The 19,647-nt window shown below is 40.7% G+C and carries 19 protein-coding genes; 7 read left to right on the forward strand and 12 right to left on the reverse strand.

Annotated features, from left to right (window positions below; genetic code table 11):
- Nucleotides 1-36: 36 nt before the first annotated feature.
- From G6W42_RS06135 to murJ, 9 genes are read right to left on the reverse strand one after another with little or no spacing between them, the layout of a single operon-like run.
- On the reverse strand, nt 37-933 hold the full coding sequence (locus G6W42_RS06135) for a hypothetical protein (RefSeq protein ID WP_194173336.1): 897 nt from the start codon (nt 931-933) through the stop codon (nt 37-39).
- Between the two features lie 2 nt (nt 934-935).
- Entirely contained in the window at nt 936-1,481 is a 546-nt protein-coding gene (pgsA, locus tag G6W42_RS06140; RefSeq protein WP_194173369.1) for a CDP-diacylglycerol--glycerol-3-phosphate 3-phosphatidyltransferase, read from the reverse strand.
- A gap of 34 nt (nt 1,482-1,515) precedes the next feature.
- Complete coding sequence (locus G6W42_RS06145; protein WP_021089130.1) at nt 1,516-2,304, reverse strand: enoyl-ACP reductase; 789 nt, start codon at nt 2,302-2,304, stop codon at nt 1,516-1,518.
- A complete protein-coding gene (gene dapA, locus G6W42_RS06150) occupies nt 2,304-3,173 on the reverse strand; it encodes a 4-hydroxy-tetrahydrodipicolinate synthase (protein ID WP_196779955.1) in 870 nt (289 codons plus the stop codon). The genes G6W42_RS06145 and dapA overlap by 1 nt, the downstream gene beginning before the upstream one ends.
- Nucleotides 3,174-3,199: 26 nt before the next feature.
- Nucleotides 3,200-4,441: a M16 family metallopeptidase gene (locus G6W42_RS06155; RefSeq protein WP_194173337.1), complete on the reverse strand. Its 1,242-nt coding sequence runs from the start codon at nt 4,439-4,441 to the stop codon at nt 3,200-3,202.
- Nucleotides 4,442-4,452: 11 nt separating this feature from the next.
- On the reverse strand, nt 4,453-5,526 hold the full coding sequence (locus G6W42_RS06160; RefSeq protein WP_194173338.1) for a quinone-dependent dihydroorotate dehydrogenase: 1,074 nt from the start codon (nt 5,524-5,526) through the stop codon (nt 4,453-4,455).
- Nucleotides 5,527-5,579: 53 nt separating this feature from the next.
- On the reverse strand, nt 5,580-7,304 hold the full coding sequence (locus G6W42_RS06165) for an ABC transporter ATP-binding protein (protein WP_194173339.1): 1,725 nt from the start codon (nt 7,302-7,304) through the stop codon (nt 5,580-5,582).
- Nucleotides 7,297-8,691: a cysteine--tRNA ligase gene (gene cysS, locus G6W42_RS06170; protein WP_194173340.1), complete on the reverse strand. Its 1,395-nt coding sequence runs from the start codon at nt 8,689-8,691 to the stop codon at nt 7,297-7,299. The genes G6W42_RS06165 and cysS overlap by 8 nt, the downstream gene beginning before the upstream one ends.
- On the reverse strand, nt 8,678-10,078 hold the full coding sequence (gene murJ / locus G6W42_RS06175) for a murein biosynthesis integral membrane protein MurJ (protein WP_194173341.1): 1,401 nt from the start codon (nt 10,076-10,078) through the stop codon (nt 8,678-8,680). The genes cysS and murJ overlap by 14 nt, the downstream gene beginning before the upstream one ends.
- Nucleotides 10,079-10,199: 121 nt before the next feature.
- Between murJ and G6W42_RS06180 the strand changes: the two genes are divergently transcribed.
- The 7 genes from G6W42_RS06180 (at nt 10,200) to G6W42_RS06210 (ending at nt 16,674) form a co-directional block, all read left to right on the forward strand.
- Complete coding sequence (locus G6W42_RS06180) at nt 10,200-12,131, forward strand: flagellar assembly protein A (RefSeq protein WP_194173342.1); 1,932 nt, start codon at nt 10,200-10,202, stop codon at nt 12,129-12,131.
- A complete protein-coding gene (gene ruvA, locus G6W42_RS06185) occupies nt 12,131-12,685 on the forward strand; it encodes a Holliday junction branch migration protein RuvA (protein WP_194173343.1) in 555 nt (184 codons plus the stop codon). Before G6W42_RS06180 ends, ruvA begins: the two co-directional genes overlap by 1 nt.
- A gap of 11 nt (nt 12,686-12,696) precedes the next feature.
- Nucleotides 12,697-13,737: a D-alanine--D-alanine ligase gene (locus tag G6W42_RS06190; protein WP_194173344.1), complete on the forward strand. Its 1,041-nt coding sequence runs from the start codon at nt 12,697-12,699 to the stop codon at nt 13,735-13,737.
- 64 nt (nt 13,738-13,801) lie between these two features.
- On the forward strand, nt 13,802-14,032 hold the full coding sequence (locus G6W42_RS06195; RefSeq protein WP_002942153.1) for a type II toxin-antitoxin system Phd/YefM family antitoxin: 231 nt from the start codon (nt 13,802-13,804) through the stop codon (nt 14,030-14,032).
- Nucleotides 14,022-14,807 (forward strand): alpha/beta fold hydrolase, encoded by a 786-nt coding sequence (locus tag G6W42_RS06200; RefSeq protein ID WP_194173345.1) that lies wholly within the window; start codon nt 14,022-14,024, stop codon nt 14,805-14,807. Before G6W42_RS06195 ends, G6W42_RS06200 begins: the two co-directional genes overlap by 11 nt.
- Nucleotides 14,804-16,228 (forward strand): Mur ligase family protein, encoded by a 1,425-nt coding sequence (locus G6W42_RS06205; RefSeq protein WP_194173346.1) that lies wholly within the window; start codon nt 14,804-14,806, stop codon nt 16,226-16,228. The genes G6W42_RS06200 and G6W42_RS06205 overlap by 4 nt, the downstream gene beginning before the upstream one ends.
- On the forward strand, nt 16,225-16,674 hold the full coding sequence (locus G6W42_RS06210) for a hypothetical protein (protein WP_194173347.1): 450 nt from the start codon (nt 16,225-16,227) through the stop codon (nt 16,672-16,674). Before G6W42_RS06205 ends, G6W42_RS06210 begins: the two co-directional genes overlap by 4 nt.
- Before the next feature lie 180 nt (nt 16,675-16,854).
- Here G6W42_RS06210 and G6W42_RS06215 read toward each other — a convergent pair whose 3' ends face one another.
- From G6W42_RS06215 to G6W42_RS06225, 3 genes are read right to left on the reverse strand one after another with little or no spacing between them, the layout of a single operon-like run.
- Nucleotides 16,855-17,349 (reverse strand): TM2 domain-containing protein, encoded by a 495-nt coding sequence (locus G6W42_RS06215; RefSeq protein ID WP_194173348.1) that lies wholly within the window; start codon nt 17,347-17,349, stop codon nt 16,855-16,857.
- A gap of 36 nt (nt 17,350-17,385) precedes the next feature.
- Nucleotides 17,386-18,450 carry a tyrosine-type recombinase/integrase gene (locus G6W42_RS06220; protein WP_194173349.1) on the reverse strand — a complete coding sequence of 355 codons (1,065 nt, stop codon included), beginning with the start codon at nt 18,448-18,450 and terminating at the stop codon, nt 17,386-17,388.
- A 2-nt stretch (nt 18,451-18,452) separates the two neighbouring features.
- Nucleotides 18,453-19,646 carry an acetate kinase gene (locus G6W42_RS06225; RefSeq protein ID WP_194173350.1) on the reverse strand — a complete coding sequence of 398 codons (1,194 nt, stop codon included), beginning with the start codon at nt 19,644-19,646 and terminating at the stop codon, nt 18,453-18,455.
- Nucleotide 19,647 lies beyond the last annotated feature (1 nt).

Consider the following 19,647-nt stretch of genomic DNA (forward strand, 5'->3'; position numbering starts at 1 on the left):
AAGTTTATAAATTTACTCTCAAATTTACATTGCCATTTAGGCGAAAATTTCCTTTAGCCAAGAGAGTATTTTGGCTCTATTTAGCCCTTTGCTAACGCTAAAATAAGTTTTATCTTTATCATCTAGGTCAAATTTCACATTAAAACGTGACTTTACCTGACCTATAAATGGCTTTAAATTTAAAATATCAGGGCAGGGCAAAACGTCGCTTGGTAGCTCTTGCAAAAAGCTCATGCCCTCATCGTTAAAATTTATTCTAGCTCTTGGCACAGCGTCGTTTCTAAGCTCTATCTCAAATGTGTGGTTGTTTATAAAAGGGGCAAAAAGTCGAATTTCTAAGTGAAATTTACCGGCTAGCTCATCATCGCTTAGTCCTTGATTGCTAAACCAGTAGCCAAAATTTACAGCATTTAGCGAGATATCAAAGTCATAAGGATCAGCATGGCTCACACCTATACGGCGCAAAAGCTCATATACGGGTAGCTTTGTTTGTAAGCTCTCATAGTAACTATAAAGCTTGGCAAGTAGCGGATGCGTGCGGCCAGCCTTCTCTTGCAAGCGTAAAATTTCAAATATGTATCTATGAGCAAACGAGCGGTGCGATACCGAGCGAGTGGCTTGCATATTTAGATAGTCTAAAATGTCAGGGCTTTTTGAAAAGCTCATCGCACTCCAAATGCCACGTAAAGTCTCTATGTCGTTATCAAACGTATCAAATTTATCTGCGTGCGTTTTATCGTATTCTAAAGCGCAGCTTAATAAAAATTCATTTAGCTCAGGGCTGATCACAGCGCCGATCTTTTCTAAATTTTTGGCATTATGATAAAAAGATGTATTAATGATCTTTTGATTTAGTTTTTTGGCTTGTTTTTGCAGTGCTGGCTCTAAATTTGCAGTGCGTTTTAAAATAATCTCTTGCAGGTCACAGCTCAAATTTAACTCTTTTTCATCGCTTTTACGTAGGCAAAAATGTACTCAAATCCAGAATAAAGCGTGAGCGCAACAGCTATCCAGAGTAAAAGCTCACCGCCAGGCCAGCTCATCAGTAAAAATCCAACCGCAAACATCTGCGAGACGGTTTTTACCTTGCCAGCCATCGAAGCCGCGACCTCGACGCCATCACTTGCCATCACTACACGAAAGCCAGTTATAAAAAACTCTCTTACCAAGATAAGATAAACAGCCCAAGCGCTCGCCCTGCCAAGCATCATAAGGCCTAAAAATGCCGCCAAGATCAGCATCTTATCAGCCAAAGGGTCAAGGATAGCGCCAAGCTTTGTCTTTTGATCCCAGCACCTTGCAATGTAGCCGTCAAAAAAGTCAGTAACCGAAGCGATCACAAAGATAAGGGCTGCGAAGTAGTTTATCCAGCTCATGTGGATCTGCGTAAAGATGCTAGGCGCATTTACGAGCATAAAAAACATAAGCGGAGCTAGCAGTATCCTAAAAAATGCCAGTGCATTTGGTAAATTTAAACTCACAAATATGCCTTTTTGCCTGTAAATTTCAAATTTCTCATTTAAAAGTCGTACCGCCATCTATTATAAATGTATGCCCAGTCACCCAGCTAGCCTTAGACGAGCATAAAAATAGACACGCTCCTGCTAGATCAGTCGGCTGTCCCATGCGGTTTAGAGGGCTAAGCTTTGCCGTCATATCGCGCACCTCTTCGTAGTTTGTAAAGGCTCTTAGTGCGTCTGTCTCGATAGGACCGCCACTTACGACATTGACACGGATATTTTTCTCGCCAAGCTCGGTCGCAGCGTATCTTGCCATCGCCTCAACGGCTGCTTTTGCCGTGCCGTGACCTGCGTAGTTTTCGATATAGACTAAATTTCCAGTAGAACTTAGGCTAATGATACTGCCACCACCCACCTTTTCCATGCGTTTTGCAGCCTCTTGCGCGCCCACGACAAAGGCATTTACGGTTGCTGTGAAGATATTATTTATACCTCTTGGTTTTAGCTTCATAAATTTAGTGTATCCGCCAGCTACTGCGCGGCCTGAGATGATAGCGTTTGAGATGAAAAAATCAACCCTGTCAAAGTCCTCATCTATCTTTAAAAATAGCTCCTTATAAGTCTCTGGCTCAAGGATGTTTAGCGCGTAGGCTCTAGCTTTTATCTTGTAAGTAGCCTCAAGCTCTTTTGCCTGCTCTTTGGCAAGCTCCTCGTTTGAGTTATAGGTAAAAGCGATATTTACGCCAGCTTTTGCAAATTCTTCGACTATGGCTCTGCCGATACCTCTAGTGCCGCCGCTGATGACTAGCGTTTTACCTTTAAATTCGTTTAGTGTGTCCTTCATTAAAATCCCTTTATTTCGTAATTTTTAATAACTTCTTCTATCTTTTTGAAATTTTCTTTGCTCGGTTTGCAAAGTGGCAAGCGGTACTCCAAAGTGTCGATGAGTCCAGCTAGATACATCGCCGCTTTGATCGGTATCGGGTTGCTCTCGCAAAAGAGCGTTTTATTGATCGTGTAGAGGTTGTCATTTATCAGTTTTGCTTTTTTATACTCTTCGCTCATCGCAAGGTGCGTAAGCTGTGAAATTTGATCTGGTAAGAGGTTTGCAGTGACTGAGATGACGCCCTTTCCGCCATTTGAGAGGATAGGGTAGTTTATGGCATCTTCGCCGCTGATGACTACTAAATCAGGCTCGTGAGCTAGTAGATCGACACATCTATCGATGCTACCTGTTGCTTCTTTGATGCCATAAATGTTTTGGCAATCTTTAAAAAGTCTAAAAACGGTCGCTGGCAAGATATCTACGCCAACTCTACCTGGGACGTTGTAAAGAAGCACCGGAATTTCTATGCTATTTGCGATGGCCTTGTAGTGCTCGTAAAGCCCCTCTTGAGTTGGTTTGTTGTAGTAAGGAGCGACTGATAGGATGCCATGAGCGCCGTGAGCTTGGGCAAATTTGGCGATATCTATGGCCTCGTGAGTGGCGTTGCTACCAGCTCCAGCGAGTACCTTGACATTTGTGCCTTTACATGCATCTACTGCGATCTCGATGCAAATTCTATGCTCATCATGTGTTAGTGTCGCGCTCTCGCCAGTAGTTCCCACTGGTACAACGACGTCTATGCCGTGTTTTATCTGTCTTTTTATCAGTTTTTCAAAACTGGCTTCGTCTAATTTTTGATTTTTAAATGGCGTAATTAGTGCTGTCATCGCACCTTGAAGCGAATTTTTCACGTCTATTCCTTTTTTAAGATTATTGTCGTGCTAGTTTTTTCATTGAAATATCTATTTGCTACCTCTTTTAAAAGCTTGGCATCTATCTTATCTATATTTTTCTCAAGCTCATAAAGTGGCTTTATATCGCCTCTAGCAAGGTATGAGCCGTATAAATTTGCCACCTTGCTCGCACTCTCAAATGAGTAGATAAAGTCAGTTTTTATCAAATTTTTAACTCTTAAAACGTCCTCTTTGTCGATCGGTTTTTTCTTTAGATCATCTATGATCTTTAAAATTTCGGTTTCAACCGCGCTCGCCTCGACGTCTGGGTTGCAAACTGCTAAAAATATAAATAAATTTTCATCAACGCAGCTCATATTGTAAGCATAAATTTGATTTACAAGCATGAGCTCATCGACTAGGCGCTGCTGTAAAACCGAGCTTTTGCCAGTGGCTAGATACTCGCTTATCGCATTTAGCCCCACTTGATCAGCATGCCTAAAGTCTGGGATCTTATAAGCGATCGCAAGCATTTGCGTTTGGCTATCTTTGTAGATGATAGCCCTTCTTGCGCCATCTTGCTCAGGCTCTTTGCAGTGAAGTTTTGGTATGGCTCTTTTGTTTTTTATGCCACTAAAGTTTTTCTTAGCTAGCTTAAATGCCTCGTCTTTACCGATGTCGCCACTTATCATCAAAATGGCGTTTTTTGGCTGATAATATGTAGCGTGAAATTCTTTTATATCAGATATCTTCCAGTTTTCGATATCTTTTATAAATCCTATCGGCGTCCAGTGGTATGGGTGGTAGATAAATGCGTTGTTGTAGAGCCTAAAGTAGAGGTATCCCATAGGGTTGTTGTCTGTTCGCCACCTGCGCTCCTCGTGCACCACCTCACGCTCAGGCTGAAATTCCTTATCTTTTAGGCTTAAATTTTTCATAAGCTCGGCAAAAAGGCCTAGCGTTTTGTCTAAATTTTCATTTGAGGCTTTTATGAAGTAGTGAGTGTAGTCAAAGCCCGTGCTTGCGTTATTTACGCCGCCAAAGCCCTTTACTATCTCATCAAACTCGCCTGCACGTAAATTTTTGGTTGATTTGAAATTTAGATGCTCTAGCATGTGGGCGATGCCACTTTTACCCATCACTTCGTTTCTGGAGCCAACTTTGTAAAAAACATCGACACTTATCACTTTTGAGCCAGGATTTATTGGCACGTGATAAATTTCAAGCCCGTTGTCTAGTTTAAATTTATTAAATTTTATCAATCTCTTGCCCTCTATTTTTTAACGTTTGCGCCGACTGCTTCGCTAATAGAAGCAAAGCCATCTCTTTTTAAAAGCTCTAAAATTTCTAAATTTATATCTCTTGCGATCATCGGCCCTTTAAAGATAAAGCTTGTAAAAATTTGCACCAAATTTGCCCCCATTTTTATGCGCTCATAAGCCTCTGCACCGCTATCTATGCCGCCACATGCGATAAGTGTCGTCTTGCCGTAAAGCTCGTCAGCCACGGCTTTAAATATATCTTTTGACTTTTGAGCGATCACCTTGCCGCTTAGTCCGCCAAAATCTTTTAAATTTGATGAGTGAGAGAGTGAGTAATCAACGCTTGTATTTGAAACAAGCACGCCACTAGCGCCGTTTTCTACCGCGCAGCTACAAAGTTTGATCGCATCTTCGTGGCTCATGTCCGGAGCTATTTTAAAGATGATCGGCTTTTTAGTAAGTGGCAAAATGACGCTAAAAAGCTCTTTTATGAAGCTCTCATCTTGAAGCGCTCTTAAATTTGGCGTGTTTGGCGATGAGACGTTTATGACAAATGTATCGCAAATTTCACTAAATTCTTTTACTAAAATTTCATAGTCTTTTATTGCGTCTTCGTTTGGTGTAACCTTGTTTTTACCGATGTTTGCCCAGATCGGTATGGTAAAAGGATATATCTTTTTTACTCTATTTTTGATAGCTTCACAGCCTTCGTTATTAAAGCCCATCGCATTTTGAATGCTCTCTTCGTCTATGAGCCTAAAAAGCCTTGGTTTGTCGTTGCCAGGCTGCGGTTTTGGTGTAAATGTGCCAAATTCTAAATGCCCAAAGCCAAGTGCGGTAAGCGCCTCAAACATCGTTGCGTTTTTATCAAAGCCGCCAGCTATGCCAACTGGGTTGTGGTAGGTGCTTGAGAATAAATTTTGTTTTAGCGCATTGTCATCGACCACGCATTTGTGCGCTAAAAAGCTTAGCGAGCCAGGGAAGATTTTATTTGCCCCAACCATCGCTACTTCAGCGATCTTGTGGGCAGTTTCAGGATCAAATTTAAAAAATATAGATTTTAAAGTATCGTAGTTTAAGCTCATTTTAACCTCTTTAAAATGCCTAAAAATTTACGCAAATCTTAGCAAAAATCGCCTTAAACTAAGGCTTTGCCCTTAAGTTTTGCATAAATTTCATTTCTCTTGCTAAGCTCCTCGTCGCTTCCAGTATCAACTATCTTGCCATCACTTAAAACCGCGATCTTATCGGCACTCTCGACCGTGCTTAAGCGGTGAGCGATGACAAAGATGATCTTTTTGTTTCTAAGGTTGTTTATGGCTTTTGTGATCTCTTTTTCACTCTCGTTATCAAGTGCAGAAGTGGCCTCGTCAAAGATGAGAATTTGTGGGTTTTGATAGAGCGCTCTAGCTATGGCAATACGCTGTCTTTGGCCACCTGAAAGGTTGGTGCCAAATTCGTTTAAGATATAGTGGATACCATCATCAAGTTTGCTTACAAACTCATAGGCATTTGCCATTTTTAGTGCGTTTACAACGGCCTCTTCGTTAAATTCTCTGCCGTAAGCTACGTTTTTGGCGATCGTATCGTTAAATATATATACACGCTGGGTCACAAGGCCGATATTTTGGCGAAGTGAGTGAATTTTGATATCTTTTAAATTTGTACCGTTTATCAAAATTTCGCCACCATTTACGTCGTAAAATCTCATAAGCAAATTCATAAGCGAGGTTTTTCCGCCACCACTTGAGCCAACAAGGGCTATAAATTCTGACTTATTTGCCTCTAAATTTATTCCTTTTAAGACCTCTTTATCGCCGTAGTTTAGGCGGACGTTGTTAAATTTGATAAGTTTTATCTCTTCATCTAGCTCTTTTTCGCCATCTTTTATCTGGCTTACCTTATCCATCAAGAAAAACGTTCTTTCGCTGGCTGCGATGGCGTCTTGCATTCTATTATAGATGTTTACGATGCGTTTTAGTGGGGTGTAGAGCATAAAAAGCGCTGTTAAAAATGAAAAAAATGCGCCCATATTTATATGTCCGTCGATGACGTCCTTGCCGCCTATGATGATGACGGCTGCAACGCCGATAGATCCTATAGTCTCCATTAGTGGGCTTACTAGTTGTTCGATCTTTACGGTTTTTAAATTTAGCCTAAAAAATTTATTATTTTCATCAACAAAGCGTGAATGCTCGTATTTTTGGGCGTTATTTGCCTTGATTATCTCAATATTTGTAAAAATTTCACTAAGCGCAGAGGTGATGTCTGAAGTTTTTTCTTGCGACTGCTTTGAAATTTTCTTCATCCTTTTAGCAAGGCGCGAGATCGGATAGATCGCCACTGGCATGACTACAAGGGCAAAAAACGCCAGCTTTGGGCTTTGATATATGACGACACAAAGTAGGCCGATGATCGTTATAAATTCCCTTATAAGCTCAGGGATCATGCTTGAGACTATCGACCTTATGCGGTCGATGTCGTTGATGGTTCTGCTTATTAGCTCACCTGTCCTAAAGGTATTAAAAAAGTCCATATCTAAATTTATGAGGTGTCCGACTAACTTTTCGCGAAATCTCCTAATCGTATCTTGTCCGATATATGCCGTGAAATAGGCCTGCATAAAGGTTCCTATATTTTTTATAACGTAGATTGCGATGATGGCACAAGGCAGTAGATAAAGCAGCTTTTCATTTTTTTCAACGAAAATTTTATTTAGCACAGGCTCAACTAGATAGGCACTTGCCGCCGTTCCGCCGCTTGCTAGAGCCATGCCAATGATGGCAAAGATAAAGTGTGGGATATAGTCTTTAAAGTAAGGACCAAAGCGCTTTAATACATCTTTTAAGCCAAAATTATTCATTATTTCTCTCCCAAACTGCGCCATTTGGCGTATCCATGATAGAGATATTCATCTTTTCTAACTCATCTCTTATCTCATCAGCCCTTGCAAAATTTCTCTCTTTTTTGGCTACCGCGCGTTCATCAAGAAGCCTTTTTATCTGCTCTTTTTGCTCGTCACTTACCCCAAACTGAAAATACTCTACATAGTTTGTGACAGCAATGCCTAAAATTTCGCCTATTAGCTCTAAATTTGCCACCACTTCGGCCTTGTAAGCTTTATCTTTTGGGTTGCTATCAAGTCTTTCATTTGCCGTTTTTACAAACTCATCGACGCTTGCAAGCGCTTTTGAAGCGTTTAGATCATCGCTTAGTGCCTCAAGTAGCTCGTTTTTAAAGCTCTCGTTTGCACTGCTAGCCTCGACGCCATCAACTCTTTTTTTGAGGCGGTAAATTTTATCAAGCCTCTTCTTTGAGGCCACTAGATCTTCATCTGAATAGTTAAAATGAGCCCTATAATGGCTCGTAAGCAAGTAATATCTAAGCACTTCACCATGAACGTTTTTTAGGGCGTCCTTTACGAAAAAGCTGTTGTTTAGGCTCTTGCTCATCTTTTCGTTATTTACTTTTATAAATCCGTTGTGCATCCAGTATTTGCTTAAATTCTTGTGATAAGCGCATCTGCACTGGCTAGCTTCATTTTCGTGGTGTGGAAAGAGTAGGTCGATGCCGCCAGCGTGGATGTCGATCTCAAATTTATCATTTTCTTTATTGCTTAAAAACTCCCTTATCATCGCTACGCACTCGGTGTGCCAGCCAGGGCGACCCTTGCCAAATGGGCTCTCGTACCATTTTTCGTCAAATTTCCAAAGCACAAAGTCTTTTTCATCTCTTTTCTCGCCAAAACTCGCCACTCTAGCGATTAGATCGGTGTTGTTATCCTTACCGCTAATGCTAAAATATCCACTATCCTTACTCGTATCAAAGTAAATTCCATCACTGGTTTTATACGCTGCCCCTTTTTGCATAAGCAGCTCGATGTAGCTAATGATCGCCTTCAAGCACTGCGTAGCCTTTGGTTTAAAGTCTGGATCAAGCACGTTTAAAGCGCTCATATCGCTCTCGTAGTGCGCTATATATTTGTTTGTTATCTCTTCTAGGCTTTGGCCAGTCTGCGCCATTTTATTTAAAATTTTATCGTCGATGTCGGTGTAGTTTCTTGCAAATTTGACCTTGTAGCCAAGCGCTTTTAATACCCTTCTTAAAAGATCAAAGCTAACGGCTGACTTTGCATGTCCCAAATGCGCGTCGTCATAGACTGTTGGGCCGCACAGATAGATGCTCGCTTCACCAACTTTAATCGGGCTAAATTCTACTTTTTCTCTTTTAGAAGTATCAAAAATTCGCATTAAATATATCCTTTAAAAATATTAAACCAAAATAGAGCAAAACCGCTGCAACAGCGATAGCGGCTATAAATTTAGGCTCGATTATAGCTAAAAATCTCTTAGCTCCAAAGGCTCTTATATATAAAATAAGCTGCAAAAATCCCCCAAGCGAGCTTGCAAATGCAAGGCCAGCAGCTCCAAATTTCTGCATTAAAATGACAGCTAGGATCAAATTTATCACAAGGCAGATGATAGAAATTTTGGCTGCCTCTTTTTGCTTCATTTTTGCGTAGAGCCAAAGTGAGAAAATTTTAGCCAGTCCAAATGGCGTAAGCCCCACCAAATAAGCACTTAGCACCTTGGCGCACTCAATGGTGTTTGCCCTTGTGAAATTTCCCCTTTCAAACAAGAGCCAGATGATAAACTCGCTTAGCACAACGCCTGCGATCGTCGCAGCTAGCAGGGCACAAAGGAGCAGATAAAAGCTCTTTTTCGTCCAAACTAGGGCGTTTGCTTCGTCTTTTTGCTTTAAAAGCCTAGTGATTTTAGGGAAAAGTGCCTGAGAGAGTGCGATCGCAAAGATGGCAAGCGGGAGCTGGAAGATTCTATTTGCATAAAAGAGGTAGCTTATCGAGCCACTTACCAAGAAGCTCGCTAGCCAAGTATCCATAAATGCGCTTATCTGCATCGCACTAGATCCTAGCAAGCCGTGGTAGAAATTTGTAAAAAATCCCTTTGTGGAGGCTCTTTTTCCTTTAAAATATCCGCTTAGACCACCCCAAAAAATTTTATTTAAGGCGTTAAATTTCATGGCTAGCAGATGCACTAAAACCTGCAAAATGCCGCCTGCAACAACGCCAAAGCTAAGATAAAGTGCAACTACGCTCTCACTCTTGCCACGAGCCAAAAGTAGTGAAGCGATCATGGCTAAATTTAAAAGCGCAGTCGAAAACGCAGTCGTGGCAAAATGCCCTTTATACTGAAGAAGCGCACCCATAAATGTGACGATATAAACAAGGGCTAGATAGTAGAAATTTATACGCACAAGCGGCACTGCGTCTGTGATATTTTGCTCGCTTAAACCGCTTGCGATGATCTTTATAAAATAGGGCGTAAATAAATTTACAAGAAGCGTTAATGCGCCTATAAAAAGTAGAAATTTGATGAAAATTTCAGCTTGAAAGATCGCCTTTTTCTTGCTATTTGTAAAATTTGGCAAAAATGCCTGTGTAAAAGCGCCCTCACCAAAGATACGGCGAAATAAATTTGGTATCTTAAAAGCTATAAAAAAGAGGTCGCTAAACATACCAGCACCAAGGATAGAAGCTGTAAGAAGGTCTCTTATAAGCCCTAAAATCCTTGAAGTCATGATGCCAACCGAGTTTGAAAAAAAGCCTTTTATAAACATCGCCCACCTAGTAAATTTAAAACGCAATAGTAACAAAAGATGCTTTAAAGCTTACATAACCCAAATTTAATAAAGTTTTAGAGATAATAAGAGCCAAAATTTTATGTGAAATGGATCAAATTTGAGCGAGAACGTGCAAGAAAACGAGAGATTTTTACCGCCAACGCAAATTCAAACTTCAACGCCTTATCTATCGCTTAAAGAGTTAAGCAAACAATATAGCGTGCCGGTAGAATTTATAGATTACAAACTCTCAAATATCTTAACTTACTACAAAAATAAAGATAACGTCGAGCCAGTTTTTGTCCCTGAAGAAAATTTAAGCTTTTTTGATGACAACACATTTTATCTTGACGAGACGCTAGAGATCGAGCAGGTCTATGACGTGGAGTTTTTTGACGTTAGGCTAAATGCCACGCCAAAGTTGCCAAAGATAGACATCGGCGTAAATTCAACCATCACAAAGGTCATCGCAAAGGTTAGGGCGAGCAAAGAGTGCGAATACGAACAACACTACGAAGATAAGCTTTATGAATACATCGCAAAACAGCTTATGAAAGCTCAAATTTTAATAGGCATAAGGATCGGCAAGCTAAAAGAGGAGCTAAAGCAAATCGCCTCAATAATTCACGTAAAAGGCGAGCTTGACAAGGACTACACGCTAAATTTAACCCAAGGCATCAACCCTAAAAAGGCGATCGATGCTAAGATCATCTACTACTACAAAGATAAGCTTGATGAGCTAAAAGACGAGGACAAAGTTGATTACGCTGATAGGGGATTTGTTTTTGGCGTGGCAAAAGATGAAGTGATAATGGAGGAGAAAAAGTCACACGAGGGTGCAAATGGTCGCGACGTAAGAGGCAAGCTCATAGAGGTGCCAAAGCCGCAAGAAGATAGTGGAAAAGAGATCAGCATAAGCGAAAACATAGAGCGTGTGGAAAATGATGAAAGTGTGAAATATATCGCTAAAAAAGCAGGCTACGTGGTCGAGAAAAACGGCTCTTTTGACATCGAAGAGCGCATAGAGATAAATGAAGCAAATTTTAAAACGACTGGCTCTATCCAAGCAGGCACCGACACAAACGTTACATTAGTAGTTCGTGAGACTGACACGATAAAAGATGCGATCGGCACTGGCATCATCGTAGAGGCTGACGAGATCGAAGTAAAAGGAAACGTCGGCGCAAATGCGATGGTCAAGGCAAACGAGGTAAATATAGGCGGTCAAACTCACCAAAAGGCTAAAATTTATGCCAAACACGCCAAAATTTCTATCCACATCGGAAAAGTCGAGGCTGAAAGCGTCGAGATAGATAGGCTTGAAGGTGGCACCGTCATAGCAAAAAGAGTGAAGATAAATAGCGTAGTTGGTGGCTCTATAACAGCTCAAAACATCCAGATAGACACGCTTGGCTCAAACTGCACCATCACAGCCTCGCACCTAATAGACGTTAGATACCTAAGAGGAACTGATAATAAATTTATCATTGACGCTAGCAAGATGCCTGAGAGTGCGGAGGCTACGCAAGATCAGTTAGGCAAGATAGAGAGTACCAAGTCAGAGCTAGCTACGCTTCTAAAAAACATAGAGAGCAAGAAAAACGTCATAAATGAGAACAAAGACTCGATCTATACGATAAAAGCCAAGATCGAGGAGCTCTCAAAGGCAAAGGTGATACCGCCAGTTACATTTATGAAAAAGCTAAAAGAGTACCAAGGGCTCGTTAATGAATACAACACCTTGCTTAGAATTTTCAAAGAGAAAAAAGAGCTACTTTCTAACCTAAAAGATGAGCTTGAGATCATGCAAAATGGCATATTTTCAGCCAAAGTGATAAACAGAGGCACATGGATCGAGCTAAATGAGATAAGATTTGTCATCGTTGATCCTCCGCAAAACGTCACCTACATATCAAAGCAAAATGAGACCGCCCACGTCATCACTTTGGATAAATTTGACAACGGCGGCGAGGTCGAATATAAGATCAAAAAGTCAAACAAACTTGAAGACTACGCGGATATAAATTTCATGGAACAAAAGGTTAAATGATGATAAAAGCAATCGAAGGCGTCGTTACAAAAAAAGAGCCTGCATTTGTGATACTTAAGACAAATAGCGGCGTAAGTTATGGAATTTTCATCTCGCTTTTTTGCTCAGCAAAACTTAGCAAAGGCGAAAAAACCGAGCTTGCTATAACGCAGATCATAAGAGAGGACACAAATTTACTCTACGGCTTTTTAGACGCAAACGAGCAAAAGATGTTTGAGATGCTTATCAAGCTAAATGGCATAGGGGCAAGTACAGCGATGGCGGTTTGCTCAAGCCTTAGCTCACAGGCATTTACAAACGCCATAATAAGCGGCGATGCGGATACTTTTAAGAGCGTGCCAGGCATCGGACCAAAGACTGCTAGGCGGATAATAGCCGAGCTAAGCGACGCTAAACTAATAAGCGACGAGAGCGTGCCAAGCTACCAAAATGAAGCACTTTTGGCGCTTGAGGCACTTGGCTTTAAGCGTGAGAAGATAGTGAAAATTTTGCCTGATTGCAAGAGTGAAAACACGAGCGATCTTATAAAAGAGGCACTTAAAAAACTAGGATAAGGATAAAAAAGATGAATTTAGGCGTGATATTTGGGGCAAAGAGTTTTGAGCATGAGATAAGCATAGTAAGCGCGATAGTTTTAAAAAACGTCCTAAAACAGGAGCTAAAATTTATATTTTGCGATGCAGGTAGGGACTTTTACTTGATAGAGCAAAAAGATATGAGAGCAAATTTCTTTAGCTCTGGCAAATACAAAAATTCAAAGAAACTATCTTTAGCAAAAGGTGGCTTTTACACGCACTCGCTTTTTGGCACAAACAAAGTTGAGTGCGATGTCATCATAAATTTGATCCACGGCATGGACGGCGAAGACGGCAAGATAGCGGCACTTTTTGACTTTTACGACATAAAATACATAGGTCCAAGGCTTGAAGCAAGCACACTTAGCTACAACAAAGAGCTTACTAAATTTCTAGCGCAAAAAGCTGGCGTAAAGGCGCTTGACTATGAGATGCTAACTCGCCAAAATGAGCCAAAATTTCACTATCCTATTATATTAAAGCCAGCAAGACTAGGCAGCAGCATCGGCGTGAGCGTCGTGCATGACGATAGCGAGCTTGCATACGCAAAAGACGTGGCGTTTGAATTTGATAAAGATGTTTTGGTAGAGCCTTTTATAAAAGGCGTCAAAGAGTATAACCTAGCAGGATGCAGGATCGATGGAAAGATCAAATTTTCTATCATCGAAGAGCCAAAAAAGAAAGAATTTCTTGACTACGAGCAAAAATATCTAAGTTTTTCAAATGAAAATAAGGTAAAAGAGGCGGAAATTTCTGAAGAGCTAAAGCAAAAGCTTAAATTTAACTTTTCTAAAATTTATGATTGTGGATTTGACGGAGCGATCATTAGATGCGACTTTTTCGTGATAGATGACGAGGTCTATCTAAACGAGATCAATCCAAACCCAGGAAGTCTTGCGAACTACCTATTTGAGGACTTTGAGAGCACACTAAATGGCCTTGCAAACTCACTTCCAAAAGAGCGTGATATAAAGATTGATTATAATTTTATAAACTCGATCACTTCGGTAAAAGGCAGCGGCAAGCTCTAGGCTATTTAGCGATATATAAAGTAGTTTGTGATATTTTACGTAAAATTTTACATAAAGAGCGACAATGGTAACTTTTACAAAAGATGAAATTTATACGGCAACCGAGGTGGTTAGAAATTTTAGCTCTGTCCTTTCTCGTGTGGGAGCTAGCGAGCTAAAGCGCGCTGTCATCGTCAAAAACAACAAATTTGAAGCTGTCCTTTTAAATATGGAAGAGTATGAGCGCCTTTGCGAGGCTGTAAGCGTGCTAGAGAGCATTTACGCTGCTAAAAAGAGAGAAAACGATGGCGAGTAGGGCAGTAAAATACGGCTCAGACGAGTACGAGATCAGCTACGAAGTAGTAAATCCAAAATGCAAAAAAGTAGTGCTTTTCTTGCACGGCTGGGGTGCTAATAAAGAGATAATGAAAAAGGCTTTTGGCTCATATCTAAGCGAGTTTTGCCACATCTATATCGATATGCCAGGCTTTGGCAAAAGCTCCATTTTTAAGCCTTTAAGAACAAGTGACTACGCAAAGATCGTTGCAAATTTCTGTGACGAGCTTGGCATAAAACCAGACATCATCGCAGGACACAGCTTTGGCGGCAAGGTCGCAACGCTTCTAAAACCACCATATCTAGTGCTTTTAAGCTCTGCTGGCATAGTTGTCAAAAAGCCATTTATCGTGCGAGTAAAGATAGCAATATTTAAAATTTTAAAGATATTTGGCTTTGGTAAATTTTATAAACTCTTTGCTACAAAAGATGTGAGCGGCATGAGTAGAGTGATGTATGAGACCCTAAAAAACGTTGTTGATGAGGATTTTACAAAGCATTTTGCTGACTTTGGGGGCAGGGCTTTTATCTTTTGGGGAGAAAATGACAAGGCAACACCCGTAACAAGCGGCGAGAGCATAGATAGACTTATTAAAAATAGCTCATTTTTCCCACTTAGCGGCGATCACTTTTTCTTTTTGCTTCACGCTAAATTTATAAGTGACGAGATAGAAAAAGGGATAAATTTTGAGCCAAATGAAGCAAAAAATGTCGTATTAGATGACGATGAGAGCGGGATCGAGGAGATAAGATGAGTATATTTTTAAGTCTAAGCACAGTTTTATTTATCTTTGCACTTGCTTTTTATGTGATCACTTGCTTCCAGTGGTTTTCTTATAGGCCCGAGCGTGTGCTCTTTCACTTCACAAAGCCTGCTTGGCACGTCTTTTTCTTTATAGTGCCTTTGGTGCTATTTTACACGACTGGCAAGTGGTTTTTCATCTATTTTTACTTTGCGCTTTTGCCAGCTCTTTATCTTTGGCATAAAAAGCTTGATAAAAAGCTAGTCTTTACTGCTAGGATCAAGCACTTTTTTGCCATCCTTGCTTGCGCTATCATCTTAAACTACGCTTTAAATTTCATCATCCACAAGGCATTTTTGGCTCCTATGCCACTTTTTGTCTTGGTCGTGAGCCTATTTTTTAGTGAAATTTTAGAAAAGATCAAATTTCAAGGCTTTAAAAATAAGGCGCTTAAAAAACTGGGCGCAAACAAAGAGCTAAAGATTATCTTGATCACCGCAAGCTATGGCAAAACGAGTATCAAAAATTTTCTCTTTGAAATTTTAAAAGATAGCTTTGTCTGCTACAAAACGCCTCGAAGTGTGAATACAATGGCTGGCATCATTAAAGATATCAATGAAAATTTAAGCGAGCAAACGCAAATTTACATCGCAGAAGCAGGCGCTAGACTAAAGGGCGACATCCTAGAGATCACTAAATTTCTAAATCCACAAATAGTAATCGTAGGCGAGATCGGCGCTCAGCACATTGAGTACTTTAAAACGCTTGATAATATCCGTGCAACTAAGCTTGAAGCACTGCAAAGCGAGCGCTTGCAAAGGGCATTTTTACATAGCTCGACAAATAAAGAGCCAAGCGAAAATTTAGAAATTTACGACGAAAGCCTAAAAGATATAAATGCAAATTTAGATGGAATTTCATTTATGCTTGATGGCAAAAACTACGCTTCGCCGCTACTTGGCAAATTTAATGCTACAAATTTAGCCGTCTGCATCAAGGTCGCTAGCTACCTAAAAATGAGCGATGAGGCGATAAATAGTGCGCTATCTAAGATGAAAAACGTCGAGCACCGCCTAAGCAAGATCGAGGCTGGTGGCAAGCTGATAATAGACGATAGCTTTAATGGAAATTTCTCAGGCATGAGCGCAAGCTACGAGCTTGTAAGTACTTACGCTGGCAGAAAAGTGCTGCTAACGCCTGGTATCGTCGAGAGCGATGCAGAGCAAAATGCAAATTTAGCCAAGGTGATAAATGAGATTTTTGACCTTGTCATCATCACAAGCTCGCTAAATGCCGAAGTCCTGCTAAAGCACATCGTAAAACCAAAGATCATCATCCTAAAGGACAAGAATAAAATGCAAGAAATTTTAGCCCAAAACACGCACGCTGGCGATCTTATACTATTTTCAAACGACGCACCGAGTTTTGTATGAAAAAGATAGTTTTTTTAGTTCTAATCTTAAGCTTAGCCTCTGGCTTTGACATCGACGACTACGACAGGGGCAACGAGGCCATAAACGCCGGAGACTACGCAACTGCGTATGAAATTTTTTATGATGGTTGCGAGCAAAAAGATGTGCTTTCTTGCGAGGCTTTGGGCGATATGTTTGTAAATGAAGAGATAAACGAGCAGATGGATAATGATCTAAAAAAGCACTCAAATATCGAGCTTGGAGTGAGTTATTTTATGAAAAGCTGCGACCTTGGCTATCAAAATGCTTGCGATGACGTACTAAGCCTAAAGGATGATCTAAACATCACTCTGCCTTCTGGCGTCTACGAAAACGCAAAGGCTAGATATGATGAGCTTTTTGAAGAGTTTAAAGAGCAAGAAGCGAATAAGACGGTAGAAGAAGAGGAGCCAAAAGCTAAGAAATAGTCAAATTTGACTTAGCGAGCAAGCTAAATTTCACATCAAATTTAAAATTTTAAATTTAAAAAGCTCAATGTCTTGCCGCCTTTTTGAAAGCGGCTAATACAAAAGAGGCATAAAGGCAAGCCACATCTTGCGTTATATAAGCAGGGGTTTTAAATTTTATACCGCGAGGTCAAGTAGTATTTAGGCTTGCTCGTCTATGGCTTTTAAAATTTTTTCTAAATTTTGCTTTCTCACGGCACTGCCAGTTGTGAAAAGATCGACAAACCACCAAATGGTTATGACAATGCCCAAGATACCAACTATAAAACTATTTACTCCGATTAGCCTAATGGCATTTTGCAGATCTTCGTTTGTGGCAGAGTTTGCAACTGCGTCAAGCATCGCACTAGTTATGATAATAAAAAGGATCATATGAGCTAGAAAAAGAGCTAGTTTTAGCACTCCAAGCCAAATTTGCCCCGTCATAAAGCGGTTTACGCCAAGCGCACCAAAGATGAAGCTCCCCACCCAAAAGACAAAGATAGGCGACTTTAAATTTAAGATCGGTATCTTTTGCGCCAGCTCATCAAGCCTTTTCTCATCAAGTGCGTCTAGTTTATTTTCTAGCATTTTTAGCAGGGCAAAGTCCTTTGGTAGCTTGTCTTGCAATAACGAAATGATAGAATTTGCGTTCATTTTCTCTCCCAATAATCTATACAATTTGATTTAAATTTACTCATTTGCCAGATCCTCAGCCACTTTGGCAGCAAGTTTTAGCTTGTCACTATCAAAGTGTGTGTAAATTCTTGAGGTATTTAGGCTTGCATGTCCAAGAGCTTCTTGCACAAGGACTAGGTCTTTTTGCTTTTTATAAAGCATCGTAGCAAAGGTGTGGCGCAGCATGTGAGCGCCATTTTTCTCTTTTCTGATGCCAGCTTTAAATAAAATTTGCTCCACTATGCGGCTAACATAAGCTTGCGTGAGCCTTGTGCCTTTTTTGTTTATAAAAAGATAGCCCTCTTTATTGATATAGTTTATCGCTATGGCGTTTAGATGAGCTTCGATTAGGTGGCGTTTTATCATTACGATGCGGTATTTGTTACCTTTGCCACGAATTCTAATGATAAAAAGATCGCCATCTTCGGTGATATCTTTTCTCTTTAAATTTAGCGCCTCGCTCACACGAATGCCAGTAAAGATAATGACCTTGATGATGAGCTTATTGCGGTTTGAGTTTTGCTTAAAGTCGCTCTCCTCGATCGCATCAAGAAATTTCTTGACCTCCTCTTCGCCCATAAACTCAGGCAGCTTTTGCCCTTTGTTGCCACTAACGCCGCCCCAGTTTTTTAAATTTATATCAAAAACATGAGCCTTGCCGTCTTCTTCATTTTGTTTATCTAAAAAGGCAAAGAAATTTATCACTGAAATTCTGTAGTTTTTCTTGCTCGCATCACTTAGTCCGCCAGTGGTACTTGCTAAAATTTCACTTAGTAGCTCTTCATCGATCTGTTTTAGGCTGCCAAGCTCATAAAATTTCATCGTCTCATATATCTTTTTTAGCGGATTAAAGTAGGTATTTATGCCAGTTAGTCCTGCATTTCTAGCGCTTTTTACCAACCCATCAAGCTGCTCTATATTTTTTATCTCACGGCTTAGGGCGAAATTTACACTTGCAAGCGCCTTTGGGTCTCTTAGCTCCTTGTTTGAAAGTGAGCTAAGTTTAAATTTGACATATCTTGTGAGCCAAAATATAAATGAGTTTTCAAAACTATCTTTGCAGTCAAGTGGGAATTTCATGCTTAAAGCGTTCTCTCTTTTATCACTCTGGCTGTCTCTATGGCGATCTCAAGCTCTTCGTTGGTTGGGATGATGAGCGTTTTTATCTTAGCGCCTTCTTCATCTATGCACCTTTCGCCTCGCTCGTTTGAGAAATTTAGCTCGTGGTTGATGTGAATGCCAAGATGCTTTAGATCATCACAAATTTTTTGCCTTGTATTTGGCGCATTTTCGCCGATACCGCCGGTAAATATGAGCGCATCAACACGCCCTAAAATGGCGTAGTATGAGCCGATGTACTTTTTCACTCGGTAGCAAAACATATCAAATGCAAGCTTTGCGCGCTCGTCGTTTTGCATCTTGGCTACGACCTCTCTCATATCGCTTGAGCCACAAATTCCAAAAAGTCCGCTCTTTTTGTTTAAGAAGTTATCGATCTCGTTCCACTTTAAAACGCCGATATTTAGCAGATAGATAACCACGGCTGGGTCCATATCGCCACTTCTTGTGCCCATTATGAGCCCTTCAAGCGGGCTAAGACCCATCGAAGTATCGATACTTTTGCCATTTTGCACCGCGCAGGCTGAGGCGCCGTTGCCTAAGTGAAGCGAGATAGCGTTAAATTTATCAAACTCTATGCCAAGCATTTTGGCTGCTTGCTTGCAGACATATCTGTGCGATGTGCCGTGAAAGCCGTATTTTCTGATGTGATAAGTCTTGCAAACATCGTAGGGTAGGGCATAGCGGTAGGCGTACTCTGGCATGCTTTGATGAAATACCGTGTCAAAAACGACCACGTGAGGCACGTTTTTGCTCTCTTTCATTGCATTTTTGATGCCAGCAAGGTGGCCTGGGTTGTGAAGTGGGGCAAGTGGGCTTATCTCCTCGATCTTTTTAATGACGCTCTCATCAACGATCATCGAGCTAAAAAAGCTCTCGCCACCATGAACTATCCTGTGTCCTATGCCGTCAAGCTCGCTTAGATCGTGCAGTGTATGCGATGTGGCAAATAGCTCGTTCATCGCCTCAAGTCCGTCATGGTGGTCTTTTATAAAGCGTTTTATCTCATAAACTTCACCATTTGCTTTTAGCACCGCCCTTGAGCTGTTGTTGCCGATTTGTTCGACTAGACCGCTTGCTAGGCTCGTTCTTGTCTGCATTTCAAAAAGTTGAAATTTTATCGAGCTACTACCTGAGTTTAAAACTAAAATTCTCATA

Source organism: Campylobacter concisus (assembly GCF_015230015.1).
Lineage (GTDB): Bacteria > Campylobacterota > Campylobacteria > Campylobacterales > Campylobacteraceae > Campylobacter_A > Campylobacter_A concisus_AF.

Bases quoted from the DNA above. Each gene is read 5' to 3' on its own strand.
- G6W42_RS06200 (WP_194173345.1), top strand. From the start codon at position 14,022: ATGGCGAGTAGGGCAGTAAAATACGGCTCAGACGAGTACGAGATCAGC.
- G6W42_RS06220 (WP_194173349.1), bottom strand. From the start codon at position 18,450: ATGAAATTCCCACTTGACTGCAAAGATAGTTTTGAAAACTCATTTATA.
- G6W42_RS06160 (WP_194173338.1), bottom strand. From the start codon at position 5,526: ATGAGCTTAAACTACGATACTTTAAAATCTATATTTTTTAAATTTGAT.
- G6W42_RS06195 (WP_002942153.1), top strand. From the start codon at position 13,802: ATGGTAACTTTTACAAAAGATGAAATTTATACGGCAACCGAGGTGGTT.
- G6W42_RS06190 (WP_194173344.1), top strand. From the start codon at position 12,697: ATGAATTTAGGCGTGATATTTGGGGCAAAGAGTTTTGAGCATGAGATA.
- murJ (WP_194173341.1), bottom strand. From the start codon at position 10,078: ATGTTTATAAAAGGCTTTTTTTCAAACTCGGTTGGCATCATGACTTCA.
- G6W42_RS06205 (WP_194173346.1), top strand. From the start codon at position 14,804: ATGAGTATATTTTTAAGTCTAAGCACAGTTTTATTTATCTTTGCACTT.
- G6W42_RS06165 (WP_194173339.1), bottom strand. From the start codon at position 7,304: ATGAATAATTTTGGCTTAAAAGATGTATTAAAGCGCTTTGGTCCTTAC.
- G6W42_RS06225 (WP_194173350.1), bottom strand. From the start codon at position 19,646: ATGAGAATTTTAGTTTTAAACTCAGGTAGTAGCTCGATAAAATTTCAA.
- G6W42_RS06215 (WP_194173348.1), bottom strand. From the start codon at position 17,349: ATGAACGCAAATTCTATCATTTCGTTATTGCAAGACAAGCTACCAAAG.
- ruvA (WP_194173343.1), top strand. From the start codon at position 12,131: ATGATAAAAGCAATCGAAGGCGTCGTTACAAAAAAAGAGCCTGCATTT.
- G6W42_RS06145 (WP_021089130.1), bottom strand. From the start codon at position 2,304: ATGAAGGACACACTAAACGAATTTAAAGGTAAAACGCTAGTCATCAGC.
- cysS (WP_194173340.1), bottom strand. From the start codon at position 8,691: ATGCGAATTTTTGATACTTCTAAAAGAGAAAAAGTAGAATTTAGCCCG.
- dapA (WP_196779955.1), bottom strand. From the start codon at position 3,173: ATGACAGCACTAATTACGCCATTTAAAAATCAAAAATTAGACGAAGCC.
- G6W42_RS06210 (WP_194173347.1), top strand. From the start codon at position 16,225: ATGAAAAAGATAGTTTTTTTAGTTCTAATCTTAAGCTTAGCCTCTGGC.